The 18,635-nt window shown below is 52.2% G+C and carries 15 protein-coding genes and 1 pseudogene; 5 read left to right on the forward strand and 11 right to left on the reverse strand.

Annotated features, from left to right (window positions below):
* Positions 1 to 4: 4 nt before the first annotated feature.
* The 4 genes and pseudogenes from FPL14_RS25240 to FPL14_RS25255 all read right to left on the reverse strand — a co-directional run bounded on the left by FPL14_RS25240 (position 5) and on the right by FPL14_RS25255 (position 3,964).
* Positions 5 to 624: pseudogene (locus tag FPL14_RS25240) on the reverse strand (DUF2239 family protein).
* Between the two features lie 308 nt (positions 625 to 932).
* Positions 933 to 1,349: a VOC family protein gene (locus FPL14_RS25245; RefSeq protein WP_182300316.1), complete on the reverse strand. Its 417-nt coding sequence runs from the start codon at positions 1,347 to 1,349 to the stop codon at positions 933 to 935.
* Between the two features lie 209 nt (positions 1,350 to 1,558).
* Entirely contained in the window at positions 1,559 to 2,647 is a 1,089-nt protein-coding gene (locus FPL14_RS25250) for a sigma-70 family RNA polymerase sigma factor (protein WP_324617937.1), read from the reverse strand.
* 204 nt (positions 2,648 to 2,851) lie between these two features.
* Complete coding sequence (locus tag FPL14_RS25255) at positions 2,852 to 3,964, reverse strand: peptidylprolyl isomerase (RefSeq protein ID WP_182300318.1); 1,113 nt, start codon at positions 3,962 to 3,964, stop codon at positions 2,852 to 2,854.
* 441 nt (positions 3,965 to 4,405) lie between these two features.
* Here FPL14_RS25255 and FPL14_RS25260 point away from each other — a divergent pair, with 441 nt between their 5' ends.
* A complete protein-coding gene (locus FPL14_RS25260) occupies positions 4,406 to 4,948 on the forward strand; it encodes an NADPH-dependent FMN reductase (protein ID WP_182300319.1) in 543 nt (180 codons plus the stop codon).
* 166 nt (positions 4,949 to 5,114) lie between these two features.
* Positions 5,115 to 5,621, forward strand: a complete 507-nt coding sequence (locus FPL14_RS25265; RefSeq protein ID WP_182300320.1) for a hypothetical protein — start codon at positions 5,115 to 5,117, stop codon at positions 5,619 to 5,621.
* Between the two features lie 59 nt (positions 5,622 to 5,680).
* On the opposite strand, the gene FPL14_RS25270 is transcribed toward FPL14_RS25265, so the two are convergent.
* From FPL14_RS25270 to FPL14_RS25300, 7 genes are all read right to left on the reverse strand, one after another.
* Positions 5,681 to 7,255 (reverse strand): glycoside hydrolase family 43 protein, encoded by a 1,575-nt coding sequence (locus FPL14_RS25270; RefSeq protein WP_182300321.1) that lies wholly within the window; start codon positions 7,253 to 7,255, stop codon positions 5,681 to 5,683.
* 71 nt (positions 7,256 to 7,326) lie between these two features.
* Positions 7,327 to 8,694, reverse strand: coding sequence for an ABC transporter substrate-binding protein (locus FPL14_RS25275; protein ID WP_182300322.1), 1,368 nt, complete (start codon positions 8,692 to 8,694; stop codon positions 7,327 to 7,329).
* Between the two features lie 102 nt (positions 8,695 to 8,796).
* A complete protein-coding gene (locus FPL14_RS25280) occupies positions 8,797 to 9,630 on the reverse strand; it encodes a carbohydrate ABC transporter permease (RefSeq protein ID WP_182300323.1) in 834 nt (277 codons plus the stop codon).
* Positions 9,631 to 9,635: 5 nt separating this feature from the next.
* Positions 9,636 to 10,559, reverse strand: coding sequence for a carbohydrate ABC transporter permease (locus tag FPL14_RS25285; protein ID WP_182300324.1), 924 nt, complete (start codon positions 10,557 to 10,559; stop codon positions 9,636 to 9,638).
* Positions 10,560 to 10,691: 132 nt separating this feature from the next.
* The gene (locus tag FPL14_RS25290; RefSeq protein WP_182300325.1) at positions 10,692 to 11,960 is read right to left on the reverse strand and encodes a response regulator; all 1,269 of its coding nucleotides are present in this window, start codon (positions 11,958 to 11,960) and stop codon (positions 10,692 to 10,694) included.
* On the reverse strand, positions 11,953 to 13,755 hold the full coding sequence (locus FPL14_RS25295) for a sensor histidine kinase (protein WP_182300326.1): 1,803 nt from the start codon (positions 13,753 to 13,755) through the stop codon (positions 11,953 to 11,955). Before FPL14_RS25295 ends, FPL14_RS25290 begins: the two co-directional genes overlap by 8 nt.
* Before the next feature lie 290 nt (positions 13,756 to 14,045).
* On the reverse strand, positions 14,046 to 14,921 hold the full coding sequence (locus FPL14_RS25300; RefSeq protein ID WP_182300327.1) for a metal-dependent hydrolase: 876 nt from the start codon (positions 14,919 to 14,921) through the stop codon (positions 14,046 to 14,048).
* Between the two features lie 137 nt (positions 14,922 to 15,058).
* Here FPL14_RS25300 and FPL14_RS25305 point away from each other — a divergent pair, with 137 nt between their 5' ends.
* The 3 genes from FPL14_RS25305 (at position 15,059) to efeO (ending at position 18,617) form a co-directional block, all read left to right on the forward strand.
* Positions 15,059 to 15,754: a TerC family protein gene (locus tag FPL14_RS25305; RefSeq protein WP_182300328.1), complete on the forward strand. Its 696-nt coding sequence runs from the start codon at positions 15,059 to 15,061 to the stop codon at positions 15,752 to 15,754.
* Between the two features lie 135 nt (positions 15,755 to 15,889).
* On the forward strand, positions 15,890 to 17,404 hold the full coding sequence (locus FPL14_RS25310; protein ID WP_182300329.1) for an FTR1 family iron permease: 1,515 nt from the start codon (positions 15,890 to 15,892) through the stop codon (positions 17,402 to 17,404).
* Positions 17,405 to 17,417: 13 nt separating this feature from the next.
* A complete protein-coding gene (gene efeO, locus FPL14_RS25315) occupies positions 17,418 to 18,617 on the forward strand; it encodes an iron uptake system protein EfeO (protein WP_182300330.1) in 1,200 nt (399 codons plus the stop codon).
* Positions 18,618 to 18,635 lie beyond the last annotated feature (18 nt).

The following is an 18,635-nucleotide window of genomic DNA, read 5'->3' on the forward strand; positions in this document are numbered from 1 at the left end:
AACCTCATGCCTGCGCGTTGCGATGGTTCGATGTAGGGAATGCATTAGCGGCTAATCTTTTGACATGGTTTCTGATATCAGGTGCCCAGTCATCGATGAAGTGGTAAAAACGATCCAAATCACTAGCATACAGTGCCCGCAGAGCTTCTTCGTATTGATGGAAGTTCCCGGCCATAGCTGTCATAAAGTTATACGTTGCTTCTTGCGACTCTCGGATATTGCTCTGTTTTTCTCCAGCACGGCGAGCCTCATCAATGAGTTTTCGTAATGTTACCGACGCCCTCCAGGTTGACTCTTGAGCCATTCCCAATGCCGTGGCAATAACGTAACCTCACCGGATACAACCCCCAGCTTGGGTCGGCCGACCCGCCGTGAAAGCTGGTGATTCACTTCCTTACCGGGTAAGTCACCAAACGGTTCTCCTAATCGTTTGAGCACATCATCTGTCTTCCCGCGAAAATCAACATCTACTGGCTTCCCCGTGGAATCGTCAAATAAAAGCAACTGTGTGAGGTCTCTGTCATCCAGAGCATCCTTCACTGTAGTAACAACGTGCTGTAACGAACCGCTGGCTACGACTCTCACACCCAAAAATGCCGTGCAGTATAAGCGCGTTAGGGCCATTTCTCATGCTGACCTCCTCTCTAATTACCTCATTAATTATACCCGGATAAAAATAAGGAATCAATATTACCCGGGTAAAATATATTTTATCGTTCGTTATTGAGTAAATGCAAAAGACGCGGCCTAAGAGGAACCGCGCTGTTGAGAACTATTGTTTTCTTTATGTTGTACATACTGTGTTTTGTCGCAAAACTGCCCATGGGGGCTTAGTGAGGCGTTACCAGTCTAATCATCGTGAAGAAGACGCCGGGGAAGATGCCCGGCGTCTTTCTTTTTGAACCCTAGTACGAGCGTGCTCTCCGTTAGCCTTAACCTTGTGCCGCATCCATGTTCATGTAGTTAATGGCCCACAGATGGCCGTCCAAGTCCACGAAGCCCCAATGATACATGAACCCATGATCTTCAGGTTCAGCGTGCAATTTCCCGCCCAAGGAGACCGCGGTATTCACGATTTCATCGACCTTTTCCCGGCTCTCGAAGGCCAATGCGATCGTCATCTGCGCATACTTGCTCGTATCGACGGATTCCTTCTCCGTGAGAGTATTAAAGAATGCTTGATTGATCAGCATGACCTGCAGGTTTTCGCCGATCACGATGGCTACCGAATTCTCGTTATCGGGGAATTGCGGGTTGAGTTCGAATCCGAGTCCGGTGAAGAACGCTTTCGATTGTTCTACGTTTTTTACAGGCAGGTTGAAGCTCGTGAATGCGGACGTTAATGCCATTTTCAAGACACCTCTTCGTCAAATTAGTTTGTGTTCATTTATGCCTTCGTTTATATAGACGACAGCCGATCCGGGAATTCATCGGTTTCATGGATTCGGAAGCGTAAATTTTGAAAAATAACTTGGTATTGAGTTAGGATAGTGTAGTTCTTAAGATCAAAAATAACAAATGCTGGCATGGCGTTTAAAGCTATATGATTTCCAAATTTTCAAATAAACGAATGGTCAATTCGCTCAGGCAGCCCAAATCGCGAAAATAATGGCGTATGAATGAAGTTTTGAACGTGCAGGATTTGATTTTCTTTGGTTTCGATGACGTGGATGCCCCAGGGGACCAGGCCAGAGCCCTCTTTGTCCGGCATATACTGGGCCAACGCCGGATAACCGCCATTCAACGTAATGGGCACAAATCGCGAACCTTCGCAATGCCAGCGAGTAAGCGAATAGAAGGCGGACAAATCTTCCATGCCGCGGATCCACATCTTGAAGGGCGGCATCGACATGCAGCCTTCCTCGTGGAACAACGCGACGAGCGCAGCAATATCGAATTGCTCGAAGGCCTCCACATACCGGGACAGCAGCTGCTGCTCCGGTTGAACGTCCATGCTGCTGAGTTCATCCGAGCGAAGCTGCGCCCGGTCCATCGTCTCTCGGGCTCTTTGCAAGGCGCTGTTCACCGCTGCCGGCGACATCGCCAACGTTTCCGCGATCTGCTTGGAGGACCATTCAAATACATCCTTCAAAATGAGTACCGCGCGCTGCCGCGGAGGCAAGGTCTGCAGGAGAGCGATGAAGCACAGTTGAAGGGTATCTTTGCGGACGAGCCGATCCTCCGGATTGCCCCCAAAGTCGGGAGACGGCCAGATCCAGGCAGAGTCCGGCAGCGTGTCGCGCGGCTCGACGATGGCGACGGCCGGGTCGAACAGGTCAACGGGAAGCGCGCGGCGTTTGGATTGTCTCAGCTTGTCCAAGCACAGGTTGGAGGCAATCCGATAGACCCAAGTTTTGAACGAGGAATCCTGTCTGAACGTGCTCCAGCTCTGCCAGACCCGAATACTCGTCTCTTGAACGGCATCGTCCGCATCGTCCATGGAGCCTAGCATTCGGTAACAGAACGAGGTTAAGCCCGGCTTCAAGCTTGCAAATAATGGTTCGTCAAATGCGGTCTCGTTCATCGCGGCCTCCCTTAACGTCGTAACTGAAAAAAGCTGTTGTATCTGGTTCTTCCTTCTAGTGAATTGAGTAGAAAGAAGCCATCTATCCCTTGAACCAACACTTAAATGGATATATACATTTATTTTTCGTGAAGATTGCCCTCATTCTGAAAATAACAGGAAATCTACAGTTATTTCTAAGCATCCGAGCCGAAATCGTGTTCGAATAAAGAAAATAACTGTATTTATCCTGTTATTTCATCCTGTTAGATGAATAGTAATCAATTAACTGTAGATTTCCATTTATCAACCGCAACTAAGCCAACCAGAAGTAGCCATTGCTATCTCTTATTTTTTATCCGGAACCTTAATCGACGTAATCAATTTAGGAACCTCATTACTAATATAATTCTGATAAGTAACGTTAATTAAACTTGATTTCAGCTCGTCTTTGACTTGGTCAAGCGTATGGACGGTACGTGCTTCGACTTTCATGATGTGGTAGCCGTACTCGGTTTTAACCGGATCGCTGATCTGGTTAAGCGCCAGCTCGGCTCCCGCTTTTTTGAACGGTTCGACGAAATCGGTCAGCTGCGAATCGGCATAAAGGCCGCCGGAATCTTTGGAGCCCGGATCGTCCGAATATTCTTTGGCTAGAGCGGTGAAGTCGCCGCCTGCTTTAAGCTTCTCCTGAACTTCCTTGGCGCGCGACAGTGCTTCATCATCCTTGCGAATAGATTCGCCGGTCTGAGCATTCGTCGTCGAGATCAGGATATGGCGAACGCTTGCGGTTACGAAAGCGGCGGAGTCCGCTTTGCGTTGGCGATCGTATTCGGCTTGCAAAGTTGTGTTGTCGATCATGTCCTCGAGCGCTTTGCCGGCCAGAAACTGTTGCTTAATGAAGAGCTTGAGCTCCGCTTCGGTCAGATTGGCGTCTTTCAACCGGCTGGCAAATTCTTCGTCGGCGCCGAAATAAGCTTTAACTTGTTGCAGGGCGGAAGCAACCGAGGCATTCGCTTCCTTGCTTAAGGCTTTTTCTTTCTTCGCGGCAAGCAGCTTTAGGGCGATCAATTGCTTAACAGCTGCCTCTTGGTCCGTTGGCGCGGGTTGTCCGAAGTAGAAGGTACTCGCCGCCACAAAGGCATCGTATTCTCTAGGCGTGATCGCACCGCCTTTGTATTTTGCGATTTCCGAGATGCCGATCGACACCGTTCCGGTCTTTTTATCGAAAGTCACGGGTTTGCCGGTCACTCCGGCAACGGATTTGATCGGAACGTATACCGTATCCTTATAGATAATCCCTGTTGAGCTAGCGTTAGGCTTAACCGTGCCGTCGAGCTTGAACTTCAAATCTTGCAAAATCACGTTAATCGTCTTGCTGTTAGCGGCGTAAGCCATGGAGCCCGTCACGAGCGAGCCGATCAATAAGCCTACTGCTAAACCTTTAAGCTTGTCTCTCATTAATCTCATCCTCACTTTAATAGAATAGATACTTCTTCCATTGTGACTCCTTAGCACTTGGTAATCAATAGAAATCGTTACAAGAAGACACATAAACTGTTGCCTAGATGCAAAACATACATTTAGACCGCAGCTCGCTTATTCGCAAAAGAGACTAAGTGTAGAACATACAATTAATTCCGCCGGATAGTCCGATTCGAGTGAGTTGCCGAACATCTAATTGCACTTTTTCCACTTAGGTGCTGAAATGGCGAGTTTCGATAAAATTAGCTGTATATTCTGCACTTAGCGGTTGCTGAAGCTGGCTCCCAGGGATCGTTCGCTTAGTCGGCACGGCTAATCAACCTCTCCTCTGCATAGATTTCTAAATACTTGTGTAATCTATATTAATGAGTTATACGAGTGGATTAGTGGTCTATCGAAGCTAAGGAGGAATTGACAATGGCAAACTTAAAAATAGGCATTATTCTAGGAAGCACCCGTCAAGGGCGGGTAAGTCCGCAAGTCGGGCAATGGGTGAAAGGAATTGCAGACAAGCATGGTTCGGCGGATTATGAAATCGTCGATATCGCGGAATTCAATCTTCCCTTCCTAGGAGTAGGTACGGGTCAAGAGCCGGGTTTAAAGGCGTGGTCTGAGAAGCTGTCCAGCTTGGATGGATTCGTCTTCATCGTCCAGGAGTACAATCACAGCATTACCGGCGCATTGAAGAACGCGCTCGATCTGGCTCGCGACGAGTGGAACAATAAAGCGGCAGGAATCGTAAGCTACGGGTCGACGGGCGGAGCGCGTGCGGCGGAGCATTTGCGCGGCATATTAGGCGAGCTGCAAGTCGCCGACGTTCGAGTGCATCCGACCTTATCGTTGTTCACGGATTTCGAGAACGGTTCGGTGTTCAAACCGGCCGAGCTTCACCTTAACAACGTCAACGCCATGTTGGATCAAGTGATCGCGTGGAGCGGTGCGTTAAAAACATTACGATAGTCGCAATAGACGAATCGGCGATTAACTCCCGGTATCCATTTCGGGATCAGGTCGCCGATTTTTGCTGCCTATAGACGAATGTTGTTGGAAAACAATGTAACTGTTACACTGAACCAATATGACGCGCATGTTCCCAGACATCAAACCGTAAAGGCAGGCCATTCCTATGCAAGCGCAGAAAGTCCCCTTCGGCTACGAGCCGCCGATCGAACGGAGCTCGGGCACGATGATCTACTACGATTCGTTCGAGTATACGACAGACGAGGAACTGGACGTTGCTGTCGAGACCGCGGATTCCCGTTCCTTCAAGAAGCTTGTGCTGTACCCGATCCACGAGGAAACGATGAGAAGAATGTCCAAGGACCCGATCAGCGCATACTACAAACGGGAAAAGCGACTGAACGAATGGGCGCGGGACAGAGAGAACGACAAAGTATCGATCGACGGTTGGGAAGGCAAACGCAAAAAATACACTCCGATCGATGCCGCCCTGCGACATTTGACCGAAACGCTGCCAGCCCCGCATTTTCTTTATGTCACGCCGGAGACGGCGAATCTGTTCTCTTCGTTCTCTTCCTTCGAGGAGTGGATCGTAAAGATTCGTTTAGTGTTATCTGCGGAACCGGATAGGCTGCACCCTCGGCTAGAGAAATACGGCCATCGATGGGACTGAACAAATAAAAGATGCTAATCAACCGCGCAAGCGGGATTAGCATCTTTGCATTTTAGCTCCTATTCGAACTTAATCCAATCAAAGTCCGCATATCCGTCTTTAGGAGCTCCATTCAGCGCGAGGCAGAACAAGCCGATTTTCGCACCGACCCAGCCGCCGGCGCTTGCCGCGAACTCGTACCCGAGAGGAAGGAAAGTAGCCCCGGAGTCGTTGCTATATTGGAACGTACACTTTGCTCCCTCGGATACTCTCACGCGAAGCAGCCAGTCCGTCGCAACTCCGTCGACCGGAATTTCCATGACGATGCTCTCGTTGGAGACTTCGCCTTTTTTTCCGTTCCCCGCGGTCAAAGCGAGAGAGATCCCTTGTTCGCCGCAGTAGAAGGACATGGATCGGAAGCTGTGCCCTAATACCGTGAGACCGGCGCGGAAGCCGCTGCGGTCGACCGGAATCGATAGTTTGACCGTCGCGGTAAAGATAGGCGCCGCGAACTTCTGGCACAGGACGTTCGGAGCGTCGAACAACGTGCCGTATCCCGGAACGGGTACCCCATAAAGCCGAAGCCAGCCTGGACGAGCTTCGAGCGAATGCCACTCCGGCTTCCGGTTCGCTTGCCATTGCCACTGCAAGCCCAACTCGGATCCTTCGAAATCATCATCGGCTTGAGGCACCGCAACCGGCCATACTGCGCCGACGTCGGGCTTGCGATAGCGCAGCACCGGTTCCCCGATCCCGTCTCCGTTCGTATCCACGCCCATGAGAGGCCAATCGTCCACCCAGCTCATCGGTTGAAGATGAACGATTCGTCCATACGCTTCGCGGTCTTGGAAATGGAGGAACCAGCTTTCCCCCGATTCCAGCTCGACGTATCCTCCCTGATGGGGCCCGTTGATCTCGGTGTTCCCTTGATGAAGCACGTTTTTCCACTCGTAAGGTCCCCGGATATCCTTGGCACGGAGGACAAGCTGCCAACCGGTTTCGACGCCTCCCGCCGGTGCGAATATATAGTAGAATCCGTTTCGCTTGTACAGCTTCGGTCCTTCGATCGTCGGATTGTCGACCGTGCCGTCGTATACGATCCGTCCATCGTCGAGAAGCTCGCGTCCGTCCGCGGACATGGCGCAAATCTGCAGCTTGCTCTTAATGCCGCTGCGGCTCATTGCGAAGCCGTGGACGAGATAGGCGTTGCCGTCGTCGTCCCAGAGCGGACAAGGATCGATCCAGCCTTTCACTTCCTTGACGAGATGAAGGGGGGACCAGGGACCGGAAGGGTCGCTCGCGTTCGTCATGAAGACGCCTTCGTCCGGCATGCTCACGTAAATCCAGAATTTCCCGTCATGATAACGCAAGCTCGGAGCCCAAATGCCGTCCGCATGTCGCACCCGGTCATAGTCGTAATCGCTTGGCAAAGTATCTACGGCGTGTCCGATGATCGTCCAGTTGACCAAATCTTTGGAATGAAGCACCGGCAATCCCGGAGTGCTGTTGAAGCTGGAGGAGATCATATAGAAATCTTCTCCGACGCGTATGACGTCGGGATCGGAATAGTCCGCGAACAAGATCGGATTGCGATAGCAGCCGTCTTCGGTGTCGGCTTGCCAAGGCCGTGCAGGTTGCGTGGATAGGTTGCTCATTTCGTCTTGCTCCTCTCTTATGAAGAAAAGGGCCCCGCGGAATCATTTCCTCCCGCGGAGCCCGAATACAATTATTTCGCGGCAGCTTGTGCGGCTTTTTCCGCTTCCAGCAGCTTAGCCCATTCGTTCAACATCTCTTGGGCCGTCATTTTCTTAGCCATGACTTTCTGAATCATCGGTTCGACCGTTTTCTGTACGTTGTTATAGCCCGGCAAGTAATACGGCGTACCTGCGAAGGACGTATCCGGGGAAGCGAGCAAATCCGCAGCGGATTTCATGTACGGCAAGTCTTGCACCCAAGCGTCTTTCGCTGCGTCCAAGTTAGCCGGAATTTCGCCGTAGAGCTTGCTGTAACGGCTGTTCACGTCTTTGGACAGGTAGAACGTCATGAACTTCCATACCGCGTCTTTGTCTTTCGCCGTCTTGGACATCGTAAGGCCGAGCGGCATGAGGCCCGGGTGGCCTTGCGTGCCTTTAACGGATTTCGGGAACGGAGCGGCTTGGAACTTCGTATAGTCTCCTCCGAAAGCTTTCTCGTGGGAGCTTGCGGAACCGAGGTTGTGCACGACGATAGCCGCTTTGCCCGATTGGTACGTTGCGGCAAGCTCGGTCCAGCCTTTGTTCAAATCGTCTTCCGGCGTATAGACGTTATAAGCGCCAAGATACTTGTCCACGAATTCGACGTGCAACGGATCGTTAATCGTCGCTTTGCCGTCAGCGGTGAAGTAATCTTTGATACCGGAGTAAGCGTACATGAGCATTTCTAACGTGTTGGCGCTGCCTGCGCCGCCGCGGATGCTGAGTCCGTAACGGTCTTTGGATTTATCCGTCAGCTTGGCGACGGCATCGAAAAATTGGTCCCAAGTTTCCGGGATCGGCATGCCCGCTTCCGCGAACCAGTCCGGACGAAGCCACATGTTCCAAGTTTGCGAACTGTAAGGTATCGCGTACAGCTTGCCTTCCTTCGTATCGAGCAGGCGGTTGCTTTCGATCGTGCCCGGAGCAATGAGATCCTTCTGATCCCAGCCGTCGAAGTAAGTATCGAGCGGCTCGAGAACTCCGCGAGTGATGTACTCCGCTTTGAAGTTGTTCGTAATATCCGGCGCTTGGTTGGAAGCGATCGCTACGTTGAGCTTCTGCTCGTACGCTGCAAGATCTCCCGGTACGCCTAAGTAATCGACTTTGATGTTCGGATTGGCGGTTTCGAATTCTTTAATGATTTCCTCGAAGAACGCATTGCGCTCCGGCGTAACCGCCGCCGCCCAGAAGCTGATCGTCGTTTGCTTGCCGGAAGACGCTTCGCCGCTCGCGGAAGGGGATGCCGCTTTGCCGTTGGAGCTGTTAGAACCTCCGTTATTGCCGCCGCACGCCGAAAGGACGAGAGCGAACGTAAGCAGAAGGAGAAGCGGGGATACGATCTTGCGGGCTTTCTTCAACATCTTTGGTTGACCTCCTTGAAGTAGTGTAGCTTGATTTATGTGAAAGAACGGGTCACCTTGAGGATGCCATTCTTAAACATACCACAGATAGCGGGGGGCCTGTCAGCCCTTGACTCCGCCGCCCAAACCGTTTACGAGGAAACGTTGGATGTACATGAACAGAAGGACGGGCGGGACTAGGCCGATCATGCTTCCGGCGGCCAGCTTGGCATACTCGACGCTGAATTCCCCGATCATGAACTTGAGGCCGATCGGAATCGTGAACTGATCGGGCGTCGTAATGAACGAGAACGCGACCAGGAATTCGTTCCATACGCCGATGAAAGCGAAGGCGCTCGTGGCGACGATGCCGGGCAGCACGATGGGGGCGATGATGCTGAAGATGACCCTCAACCGGCCGGCGCCGTCGACCATCGCGGCTTCGTCGATTTCCTTCGGCGTGCCGGAGATGAAGCCTTGCATGAGCAGCGTATTGAACGGAACCTGCGAGACGATATAGAACAGCACGAGCGAGTAAGGCGTATTGATCAATCCCATGTTTTTGAAGATCAAGAACAGAGGGATGATAAACAGAATGACCGGCATCATCTGCGTGCCGAGCAGCACGATCATGAACAGCCCGCGTCCGCGAAAACGAAACCGGCTCAGCGCGTATCCGTTCATGATCGACAGCAGCGTGATGAATACGATGGACACGACGGCGACGAACAGACTGTTGAAGAAGTAGGTCGAGAAGCTGTTGTCGTTCCAGACGGTCGCGAAATTGTCGAACGTGAGCGGATTCGGCCAATAGCGAATCGTCGAGCTGATAATATCTTCTTCGTTCTTGAGCGAAGTGGAGAGAGCCCAGAGGAACGGAATAAGCACGAATGCAAGCATAAGAGATAAAGGGACGTAGAACAGAACAAGCTTGGAAGCGATTTTCGAACCTTTCATGCGTTTCAATCCTTTCCTTCGCGATTCAGTCTAAGGTAGAACAAGACGAAGACGAGCAGCATGAGGAAAGTGACGACGCCGAGCGCCGAGCCGTAGCCGATGTTGCCTTCCAGAATCGCCTTTTGCATCATATAGATCGGCAAAGTGGTCGTCATGCTCATCGGTCCGCCGTTGGTCATCGTGAAGATCATGTCGATCGAGTTGAACTCCCAGATTCCGCGGAGCAAAGTCGCGAAGAGGATGCTTTCCTTCAAATACGGGAACGTAACGGATACGAGTTGGCGGAACTTGCCTGCGCCGTCGACTTCGCTGGCTTCGTACACTTCCTTGGGAATCGTCTGAAGGGCCGCGAGGAGCGTGATGGCGAAGAACGGAATTCCGCGCCATAGCTCTGCCGTGACGACCGAACCGAAGACGGTATCCACGTTCGCTAACCAAGCGATATTGTGATCGATGAACCCGATTCGTTTGAATAAATCGTTGATTACGCCGATGTGCTGGTTGAACATGAGCGACCATAGCATCGTCGTCAAGACGCCGGAGACGGCCCACGGAACGAGGGACAGCGAACGGATCAGTCCGCGCAGCTTGAAGCTCTGGTTAAGCAGCAGCGCTAGAATCAAGCCGAAGACGAGTTGCAAAGCGACTTCCGAGAATACCCACTTGACGGTAATGCCCAAGACGCTGTAGAACAGGTCGTCCTCGGTGAAAATTTTTCGGAAGTTGTCCAATCCGATGTACCCTTGTTCGTGCATCTTCGTAAAATCGTAGTTTTGAATGCTGAGGTCGAATACCCGCAAGACCGGATAGACCATAATGCCAACGATGAGCAGCAGCGTCGGGGCGATTAGGATGTAGGGTAGCCAACCCCCGTCTTGCGGCCCTGCGAACCGGAGACGTCTTGATCTTTGTTGCGTGTTTGCCTTCATGGAAGCACCTCCGGATTTCATCTTAGCCGGAATTCGGGAGAGGATGAATTCACTATCTTTCAAACGTTGTTTGTTTTTTTACACGGAAAATAAAACAAACACCCTTCTCAGGGTGTTTGCCGTTATGACGATCTACTTTTGATGTTTCTGACGATATTCGAGCGGGGAGCAGCCGGTATGCTTCTTGAACGCGACGCTGAAATACTGGGAATTTGGATAACCGACGCTTTCCGCGATTTCATAAGCTTTGCGGTCGGAATGGATGAGCAGTTCCTCGGCTTTCTCCATTCTTACGCGAATCAGGTAGTCGACGAAATTCACGTTCTGGTATTTCTTGAACAGCGTGCTCACGTACGTCGGCGTAAGATGGATGAGACCGGCGACGGTCGTCAGCGTCAGCTTCTCGTCCCCGTACCGGGAATGGATCACTTCGAGAATCCGGTTCAGCATGTTTTGATGGGACCCTTGCGAATGGCGGACGTCTTGGCTGAACGAGATCCCCGAAGACTCGGCCGCGTCCTTGAGCTGGACGGCGGCTAAAGCTTCGTTGTAGCTGTCGGGCAACAAGCCGATCGACTCTCTCACGCCGCCTACCCCTACCCGGATCGGCACCTTCAGCACTTTCGCGACGGTATCCCGGATAAGTCCCGCGACTTCCTCGATTCGCGCCGTCGTTTCGGCTTCCGACAATCCGTCGGGAAAGCTGTAGATGACGTTAATGCGCTGGTTGTAGGAGACGAAGAACAAGTCATGCCGGTCATCCGAAGGGAATAATTCCTCGCAGATATTGAGTATCGAGAACAGGAGCAGCTCGGGGTTCAGCATGGCGTAAGGACGGGAGAATCGCTTGACGTCCTCGGATTGGATGACCGCGACGGCAAATTTATCCCCCGCGAAGCGAATTCCCAGCAACGCCGATTCGCGTCGAACCCAGTCCGTCGTTCCCCCTACGCCGATCAGATCCGCGAAAAACTTGCCGCGAATGAGCGCTTGGCTTTTGCGGGCTTTTTCTTGCTCGTCCCTTTCCCGGATCAACTCTTGCCCAGCTGCCAGGACGGCTTGAAGGATGCGATCGTTGTCTTCGAATTTCATGACGTAATCCGACGCTTTCAGCTGGATGGCTTGTTTCGCGTACGCGAAATCGTCATACCCGGTCAAGAAAATCACTTTCGTGCGCGGAAGGCTTTCTTGAACGAGGCGGGCGAGCTCCAATCCATCCATGAACGGCATGCGTATGTCGGTCAGCAATAGATCCGGCGAGAGCGAACGGACGAGCTCCCAGCCCTCTTGGCCGTCCGCGGCCGTGCCGACGACCTCGATTCCGCTGTCGCTCCAGTTCACGTTTCTGCGGATCCCTTCGCGAATCCACTCATCGTCGTCCACGATCAATAGTTTAAGCATGATGGTTTCCTCCAATCGGCGCGTTGCCCGGCAAGGTGACGGTTACCCGCGTGTAGCAGCCTTCTTCGCTGTCCAGCTGCAGTCCGTATTCCGCTCCGAAATGAAGGACGAGCCGGAGGTGGACATTGCGCAGCCCGAAAGTGATCGGAGAAGGATCCACCTCCTCGGACCGGATCGACTGTTGAAGCTGGCCGAGCCTTTCTACGCTCATTCCGGCTCCGTCGTCGTATACTTCCAGAATCGCGCGGTCATGGACCCTATGGCCGGACACCCGGATCGTACATTTGCCACGCTTGTTTTTGATGCCGTGATAGATGGCGTTCTCGACGATAGGTTGCAGAGTCAGCTTCATGACCGGGAGCTCCATCAACCCTTCGTCGACGTCGATTTCGAAATCGAAATCTTTGCTGTAGCGGATGTTCTGAATAAGCAAGTAATTCCGGACGTGCTCCAGCTCTTCTCTTACGGAGATGACCTCTTTGCCGCGGCTAATGCTGATTCGGAAATATTGGGTAAGCGCGCTCACCATCGTTCGCGCCCGTTCTTTCTCGTCCATGTCGATCAAATGGCGGATAGAGCCCAGCGTGTTATACAGAAAATGCGGATGGATTTGCGATTGGAGAACGAGCAGCTCGACTTGGCGCTTTTTCTCTTGCTCGTCTCGCACTTGCTGCAGCAGCTCCTGGACGGAACCGGATAAACGGGTCAATCCGCTGGATAGAATTCCGATCTCGTTGCGGCTGTCGACATGGAAGTCGGCGCGGAAATCGCCGCGTTCGAAGCGCCTCATTTCCTTGGACAAGTAGCGAATCGGGTTCGTTAGGCTTCGGGCGAAATAAGCGACGGCGAGCACGGTAACAAGCAGGATGAGCACGGTCACGTAAAAGGAGATGTATTTGATTTGGCTCGCTTGCGCGATCAGGTCCTTCTCCGGAACGACGGCGGCTACGATCCAGCCGTTAATGGACATCGTATCGTACGTCACGGTCATCGGTTTGCCGCTATCGCTTGTTACGGCTATCGTTCCGCTTCCGCCGGACCGGGCGCGAAGAGCGGCCATTTCCGTCTCGCTGACCCGATAATGGGAATTCAGCTCTTTGGCGAACAAGACGCTGTCGGGAGTAATAAGCGCGAGCGTTCCGTTCTCGCTCACGTTCACGTTGCGCATGATCTCCAAGAAGTGGCTTTCCCTCAGGTTGATCAAGACGAGCCCGTTAACGGCGGAATCGGCACGGCCGATCATTTTGAACGTGGACAAGACGCTTCTCGGCTCTACCGTGTCGAATACGTCGTCGACGTGGCTGCCCAGCCAATAATAGCCTTTGTCGGAAGAATGGTAGCGTTCGTGCCATTCCGGCAAGGATACGCCGACGCGTTTCGGAATGAACTCCTTTTGCAGGTCGAATGAACGTCCGTTGTTAAAGGAGACGTAGATGGAGTCTATCATCTGGTAATAAGTATGGTACACTTCGTCGAACTGTTTGCGAAGCTCTATAATATCGTCGTAACGGCCGGTCTCGATCGTCTGGCGTTCTCCGGACAGGATTCGCCGGAAAGCCGGGTTTTCTTCGATGATGACCAATTGCTCGAACGCGGTATAAAATTTCTCGTTCATGAACGTAGCGGTTTGGCGTGTCGTATCCGATAACAGGATATTCGCGTTTTTCTTCAATTGCCGAACGGCGGAATAGTAAGAAAAGACGCCCGTTAACACGACCGCCAGAATGAGTATCGGTATGAAATAGAGCAGCAGTTGGGATTGAATCGAACGGTCGGACGATTTGGAAGGGGTCATCTCGGTCTCCTGGTAGTCTCTATTGTCGGTCGTCTATTAAAAATAGTATGACTTTGCGGCGCTTGTAAAGCTCTTCGAAAGTTCTATTATTTCTCAGTAGAGCGGCGCAAGAGGCTGAAACCGCAATGAACGGGGATGTATAACGGGTGCTGTGCGTTCGATTAATGGATGGGACTGCTTAAAGTTCGTAATCTCACGGGATTGGACAAGCTTGACCAGTCGAAGGAAACTTGTCCCGATCCCAATCGATTCAAGGGGGTGCCGCGGGATTACGAACCGGTCCGAATATTTTATTCAACCGATCGGGAAGAAGCCGGAACCTCGACGCTCAGAATAGAAACCCTGCCGGAAAAACGCGGATCGAAGACGCGAATGGACTCCCCCAGATCTTGCGTAACGACGAAAGGGGCAAAAAGCAACAGGTTTCTGGCAGGTCGATATTGCATCAATTGCTCCACGTCGACGGGGTCGTTCCGGAAAGTTCGAACGATTCCGCTCTCGCCGCCGATCTCATGTCTGCCTTCTACGACGACATCTTCTTTTTTCGCGTAATAGGAAATTCCTCCGGGAATCCGGTCCGCGCGAACGGCCACTTGATCGTACCCATCCTTTTTCAAATCCGCGTACACGTATGCGGAATGCACGAGCTGGAACCCGACATAGACGGCTCCTAACACCCAGAACGTCCGGAATATCCGCCGCCGATGTTCTTTAGAGCGAAACAGCAGGAGTAAGGGCAATAGAACGGCAGCGAAAGTCCAGAAAACATAGCCTTTGTTCGGAACAAACCCGCTGGCGTACCTTCGCGACGTGAAGGGCTCTAACAATCCGGTGCCCCAAGCGTTCGTCCAATCGCTAATGATATGCAGAAGCACCCCCACGACCGCGACGATGAAAATGCGGCGGTCCTTCACCCGCAAGATCGCGTAGCTCAGCAAGGAGAACATGACGGCCCAGACGGGAACCATCAGGAACGAATGGGTAATCCCCCGGTGCGACATTAAATAATCGGCGCCGGCTCTTGCCCACTGGATGTCGATGTCCGGAATGACGTTGGCGCCGACGGACGCGGCGAATAGTGCCCATTTTGTTTTCGTATCCATATTAACTTTATTTAGCGCGCCATACATTGCGACTCCGAATAACGTGTGCGTCATATAATCCATGTAGATGCGGCCTCCTCAATCAACTTCAACTACCCCTTATCATCGTCGAATTGAACGAAGGAATCAATCTCCATTATTGGGGCATAATACATACGTTCAATTCGGGATGATTACTATGAAGATAATGAGGGATTCGAATGGTTGAAAACGTGTTGCTGCTGCTGGAAATTTTGTTGGTCAATATCGTGTTAAGCGGGGATAACGCGGTCGTTATCGCCTTGGCTAGCCGCAATTTGCCCGAGCATCTCAGGAATCGGGCGATTTGGCTGGGGGCGATCGGAGCCGTCGGATTAAGGATCGTTCTGTCCATAGTAGCCGTCGCTTTGCTTGATATCCCTGCCGTACAGATCGTCGGAGCCCTTCTGCTCCTCTACATCGCCATTCATCTTCTATTGGACGACGGAGAGTCGAAAGAGGTAGAAGGGGTCGGCTCGCTGGGGAAAGCGGTAGGCATCATCCTCGTGTCCGATTTGGTCATGAGCTTGGATAACGTGCTCGCGATCGCTTCCATCGCCAAGAACAAGATGTGGCTCATGGCCGCGGGTATCGCGCTTAGCATTCCGCTTATTATATGGGGGAGCCAATTGATCCTGAAGCTGCTGAATCGGTTTCCGGCCGTCGTATGGATCGGCTCGGGCATACTCGGCTATACGGCGGGAGAAATGTTATCGGAGACTCAGGCGGTTCGCAAACTTCTACCGGTCATGGGAGCATGGGGAGTCGGCTGGTTTCCGGTCGCTGCAGCGATTTTCGTGCTCGCGGTCGCTTTTTTATGGCGGAGGATGACATCTTCCTTGCAGGGGAAAACGACGGAAGGCAAAAGATTACACTAGAATTGACAGTTTAGTTAATATGCTGAAACCCGATTGACACTTGGACTCGATGTGACTATAATAACTTCTTGGATTGAGAATTATTATCATTTTCATATTGACGATTTCAAGCTGTTGCAAAGGGGCGTTCTTAGAATGAATAACGCAAATCTACAAGACGTTCGAACGCGCATCACGGCGGTTTGCGCTATCATTTTGATTGCGTCTTTTTTTTGTCTGTTTTTCGCTTCCGCGATCTCGCAGGCGGCTTCGTCCGGTCAGCCCGTCGGAACGACGATTGCCCAGACCGAGGAGATGGTCTCCGGCATCGAGTCGGGAAATCCGGAGCAAGCATCGGCGGCTTTCGCGAAGGTTAAGAAATGGTGGACCGGCAACAAGAAGACGGTCAAGGAGAACTCGCTGGACATGGCGCTGGAGATCGACCGCCAGATCGCGAGTTTATCGTTGGCCTTTCTGAATCAAGACGAACAGGCGATCAAGGATGAGGCCGGAGCGTTGCTATTCTCGCTCAAGAATTATGCGGACGGAGCTTATACGGATAACGACGGCAAGCAAAGGATGACCTTGAGCGTATACGTCATGAAGCTGCGCGAAGCCGAAGATCTGATGAAGCGGGAATCCTGGCCCGAAGCCCAAAGCGCGGTGAAGCTGCTTCAGCGGCAATGGTTAGCCGTCGAAGGGGACATCGTCAGCCAATCGCAGACGGTGTACAATCATGCCGAGCGCGATCTAGTCTTAATGGACGCTTACCTGTCGAACGCGGACAAACAAGCGGAGGCGGCGGGAATCGCAGCTAGAATGATCGATTCCTTGACGCCGCTTATCGACGCCCAATATTCCTGGTGGGATGCCGCGTTGATTCCGATCCGGGAAGGCATCGAAGCGTTGCTGGTCGTCGGCACGTTGCTCATGTACGCCAAGAAGTCCGAGTCCAGAACCGCAAGGGCATGGGTAATCGGCGGCTCCGGCGCGGCGGTTCTCGTGTGCATCGGGGTCGGGTTCGTAGTCGCGTTCCTGCTATCATCGAGCGCTTTCGGCCATAATAATTCGCTCATTAACGGTTGGACGGGAGTATTCGCCAGCTTGCTGCTGCTTTACGTGAGTTACTGGCTGCATCGGAACTCCGACGTGAAGCGTTGGAATCAACTGCTGCAATCGAAGAGCACGCAAGCGTTATCGAACGGCAAAATGATCTCCCTTGCGCTTCTCGCCTTCTTCGCCATCGTGCGCGAGGGCTTGGAGACCGTCATTTTCCTCATCGGCATGGTAGGCAAGATGTCCGGCGGCGAGCTCGCGGGAGGCATTGCCGCAGGCTTCGGTATTCTCGCGATATGCGCGTTCGTTATGATTAAGTTGGGAACCCGCCTGCCAATCCGTCCGGTGTTCCTCGTATCCAGCGTTATCGTCTTTTATTTATGCTTCAAATTCATGGGTTCGGGCATCCATAGCCTGCAGATGGCGGGGGTTATTCCTTCGACGGTGCATGAGTATTTGCCGGAGCAGGTTACCTTCAGCCTGTACCCGTCCTGGTACAGTACGATGCCGCAATTATTGTTCGTCGCGATGGCTATCGTCGTTCTCGTTTATCAGAGAATGGCAAGCAAAGCTTCAGACAAGAACATGAAAGTGTTAACGACTAAAACGAACTAATGGGGGATTCACAATGAGTAGACAAATGAAATTGGCAAGCGTCATGCTTGCCGCAACTTTGGTGTTAGGCGCGTGCGGCAAAAACGACAACAACGAGGCTGCGGTAAGCGCGTCGCCTTCCGCATCGGCTCAACAATCCGAAGCGGCGCAACCATCGGAGTCGACATCCGGCGAGCAGAGCGCCATTCAGCAAGGCACGGCCAAGCTGCAAGAGGAAACGACCAAATTGCAAGAAGCGATCGAGAAAAAAGACGAAGCCGAAGTGAAGCGTCTGGGCAAATCCATTAACGACGCTTGGTTGGCTTACGAGAATTCCGTTCGTCAAACGTTCCCGCTTGAATACACGGAAGTAGAGAAATACGAAATGCCGATTTTCTCGGCTTCGGCATACGACAAAGTAGATTTCGACGCTTTGAAGGTAACGGCGGACAAGCTTCAGGAAGCTTTGACTAATCTTTACAACGCCAAGGAGACGACAGGCAGCGCATCGGAGCTTCTGACGAAAGCGGTAGCTAACTACAAGGTTTACGTTGAGGAGCAAGCGGACAATCTCGTAAACCAGACGAAAGTATTCGTGGAAGCCGTCAAAGCGGGCGACGCGGAGAAAGCGAAGCTGGAATATCCGAAAGCGCGCGTATTCTTCGAGAATATAGAGCCGATCGCGGAGAGCTTCGGAGACTTGGATCCGAGAATCGATGCCCGGTTGGCGGACGTAGAAGACGAGAACGCTTGGACCGGGTTCCACCGGATCGAAAAAGCCCTTTGGTTGGATAAATCGCTAGAGGGCATGGATAAATACGCGGACCAACTGGTTAAGGATACCGAGGAGCTGCGGCAAAAGGTCAAATCGATCGAGTTGGAGCCGAAATCGATGGTCGCGGGAGCGATGGAATTGCTGAACGAAGCGGCGATCTCCAAAATCACCGGCGAAGAAGAAATCTACTCCCACACGGATCTGGTAGACTTTGCAGCTAACGTCGACGGTTCGAAAACGGTATACTTAGCTATTATTCCCGCGCTTAACGAGAAGAATCCGGACTTGGCTAATCAGCTGGACCAACAATTCCAATCGCTGGAGGAAACGCTTCGCGGACACCACAAAAACGGCCAATACGTGAGCTACGATCAGTTAACGACGGAACAGATCCGCACGATCAGCGATCAAATCAGCCAGCTTTCCAACTTGATGTCGCAGACAGCCAGTATCCTCTAGTCATTAACGGGGTGAACG

The sequence above is a fragment of the Cohnella cholangitidis genome (genome assembly GCF_014107495.1).
Classification (GTDB): Bacteria; Bacillota; Bacilli; order Paenibacillales; family Paenibacillaceae; genus Cohnella; species Cohnella cholangitidis.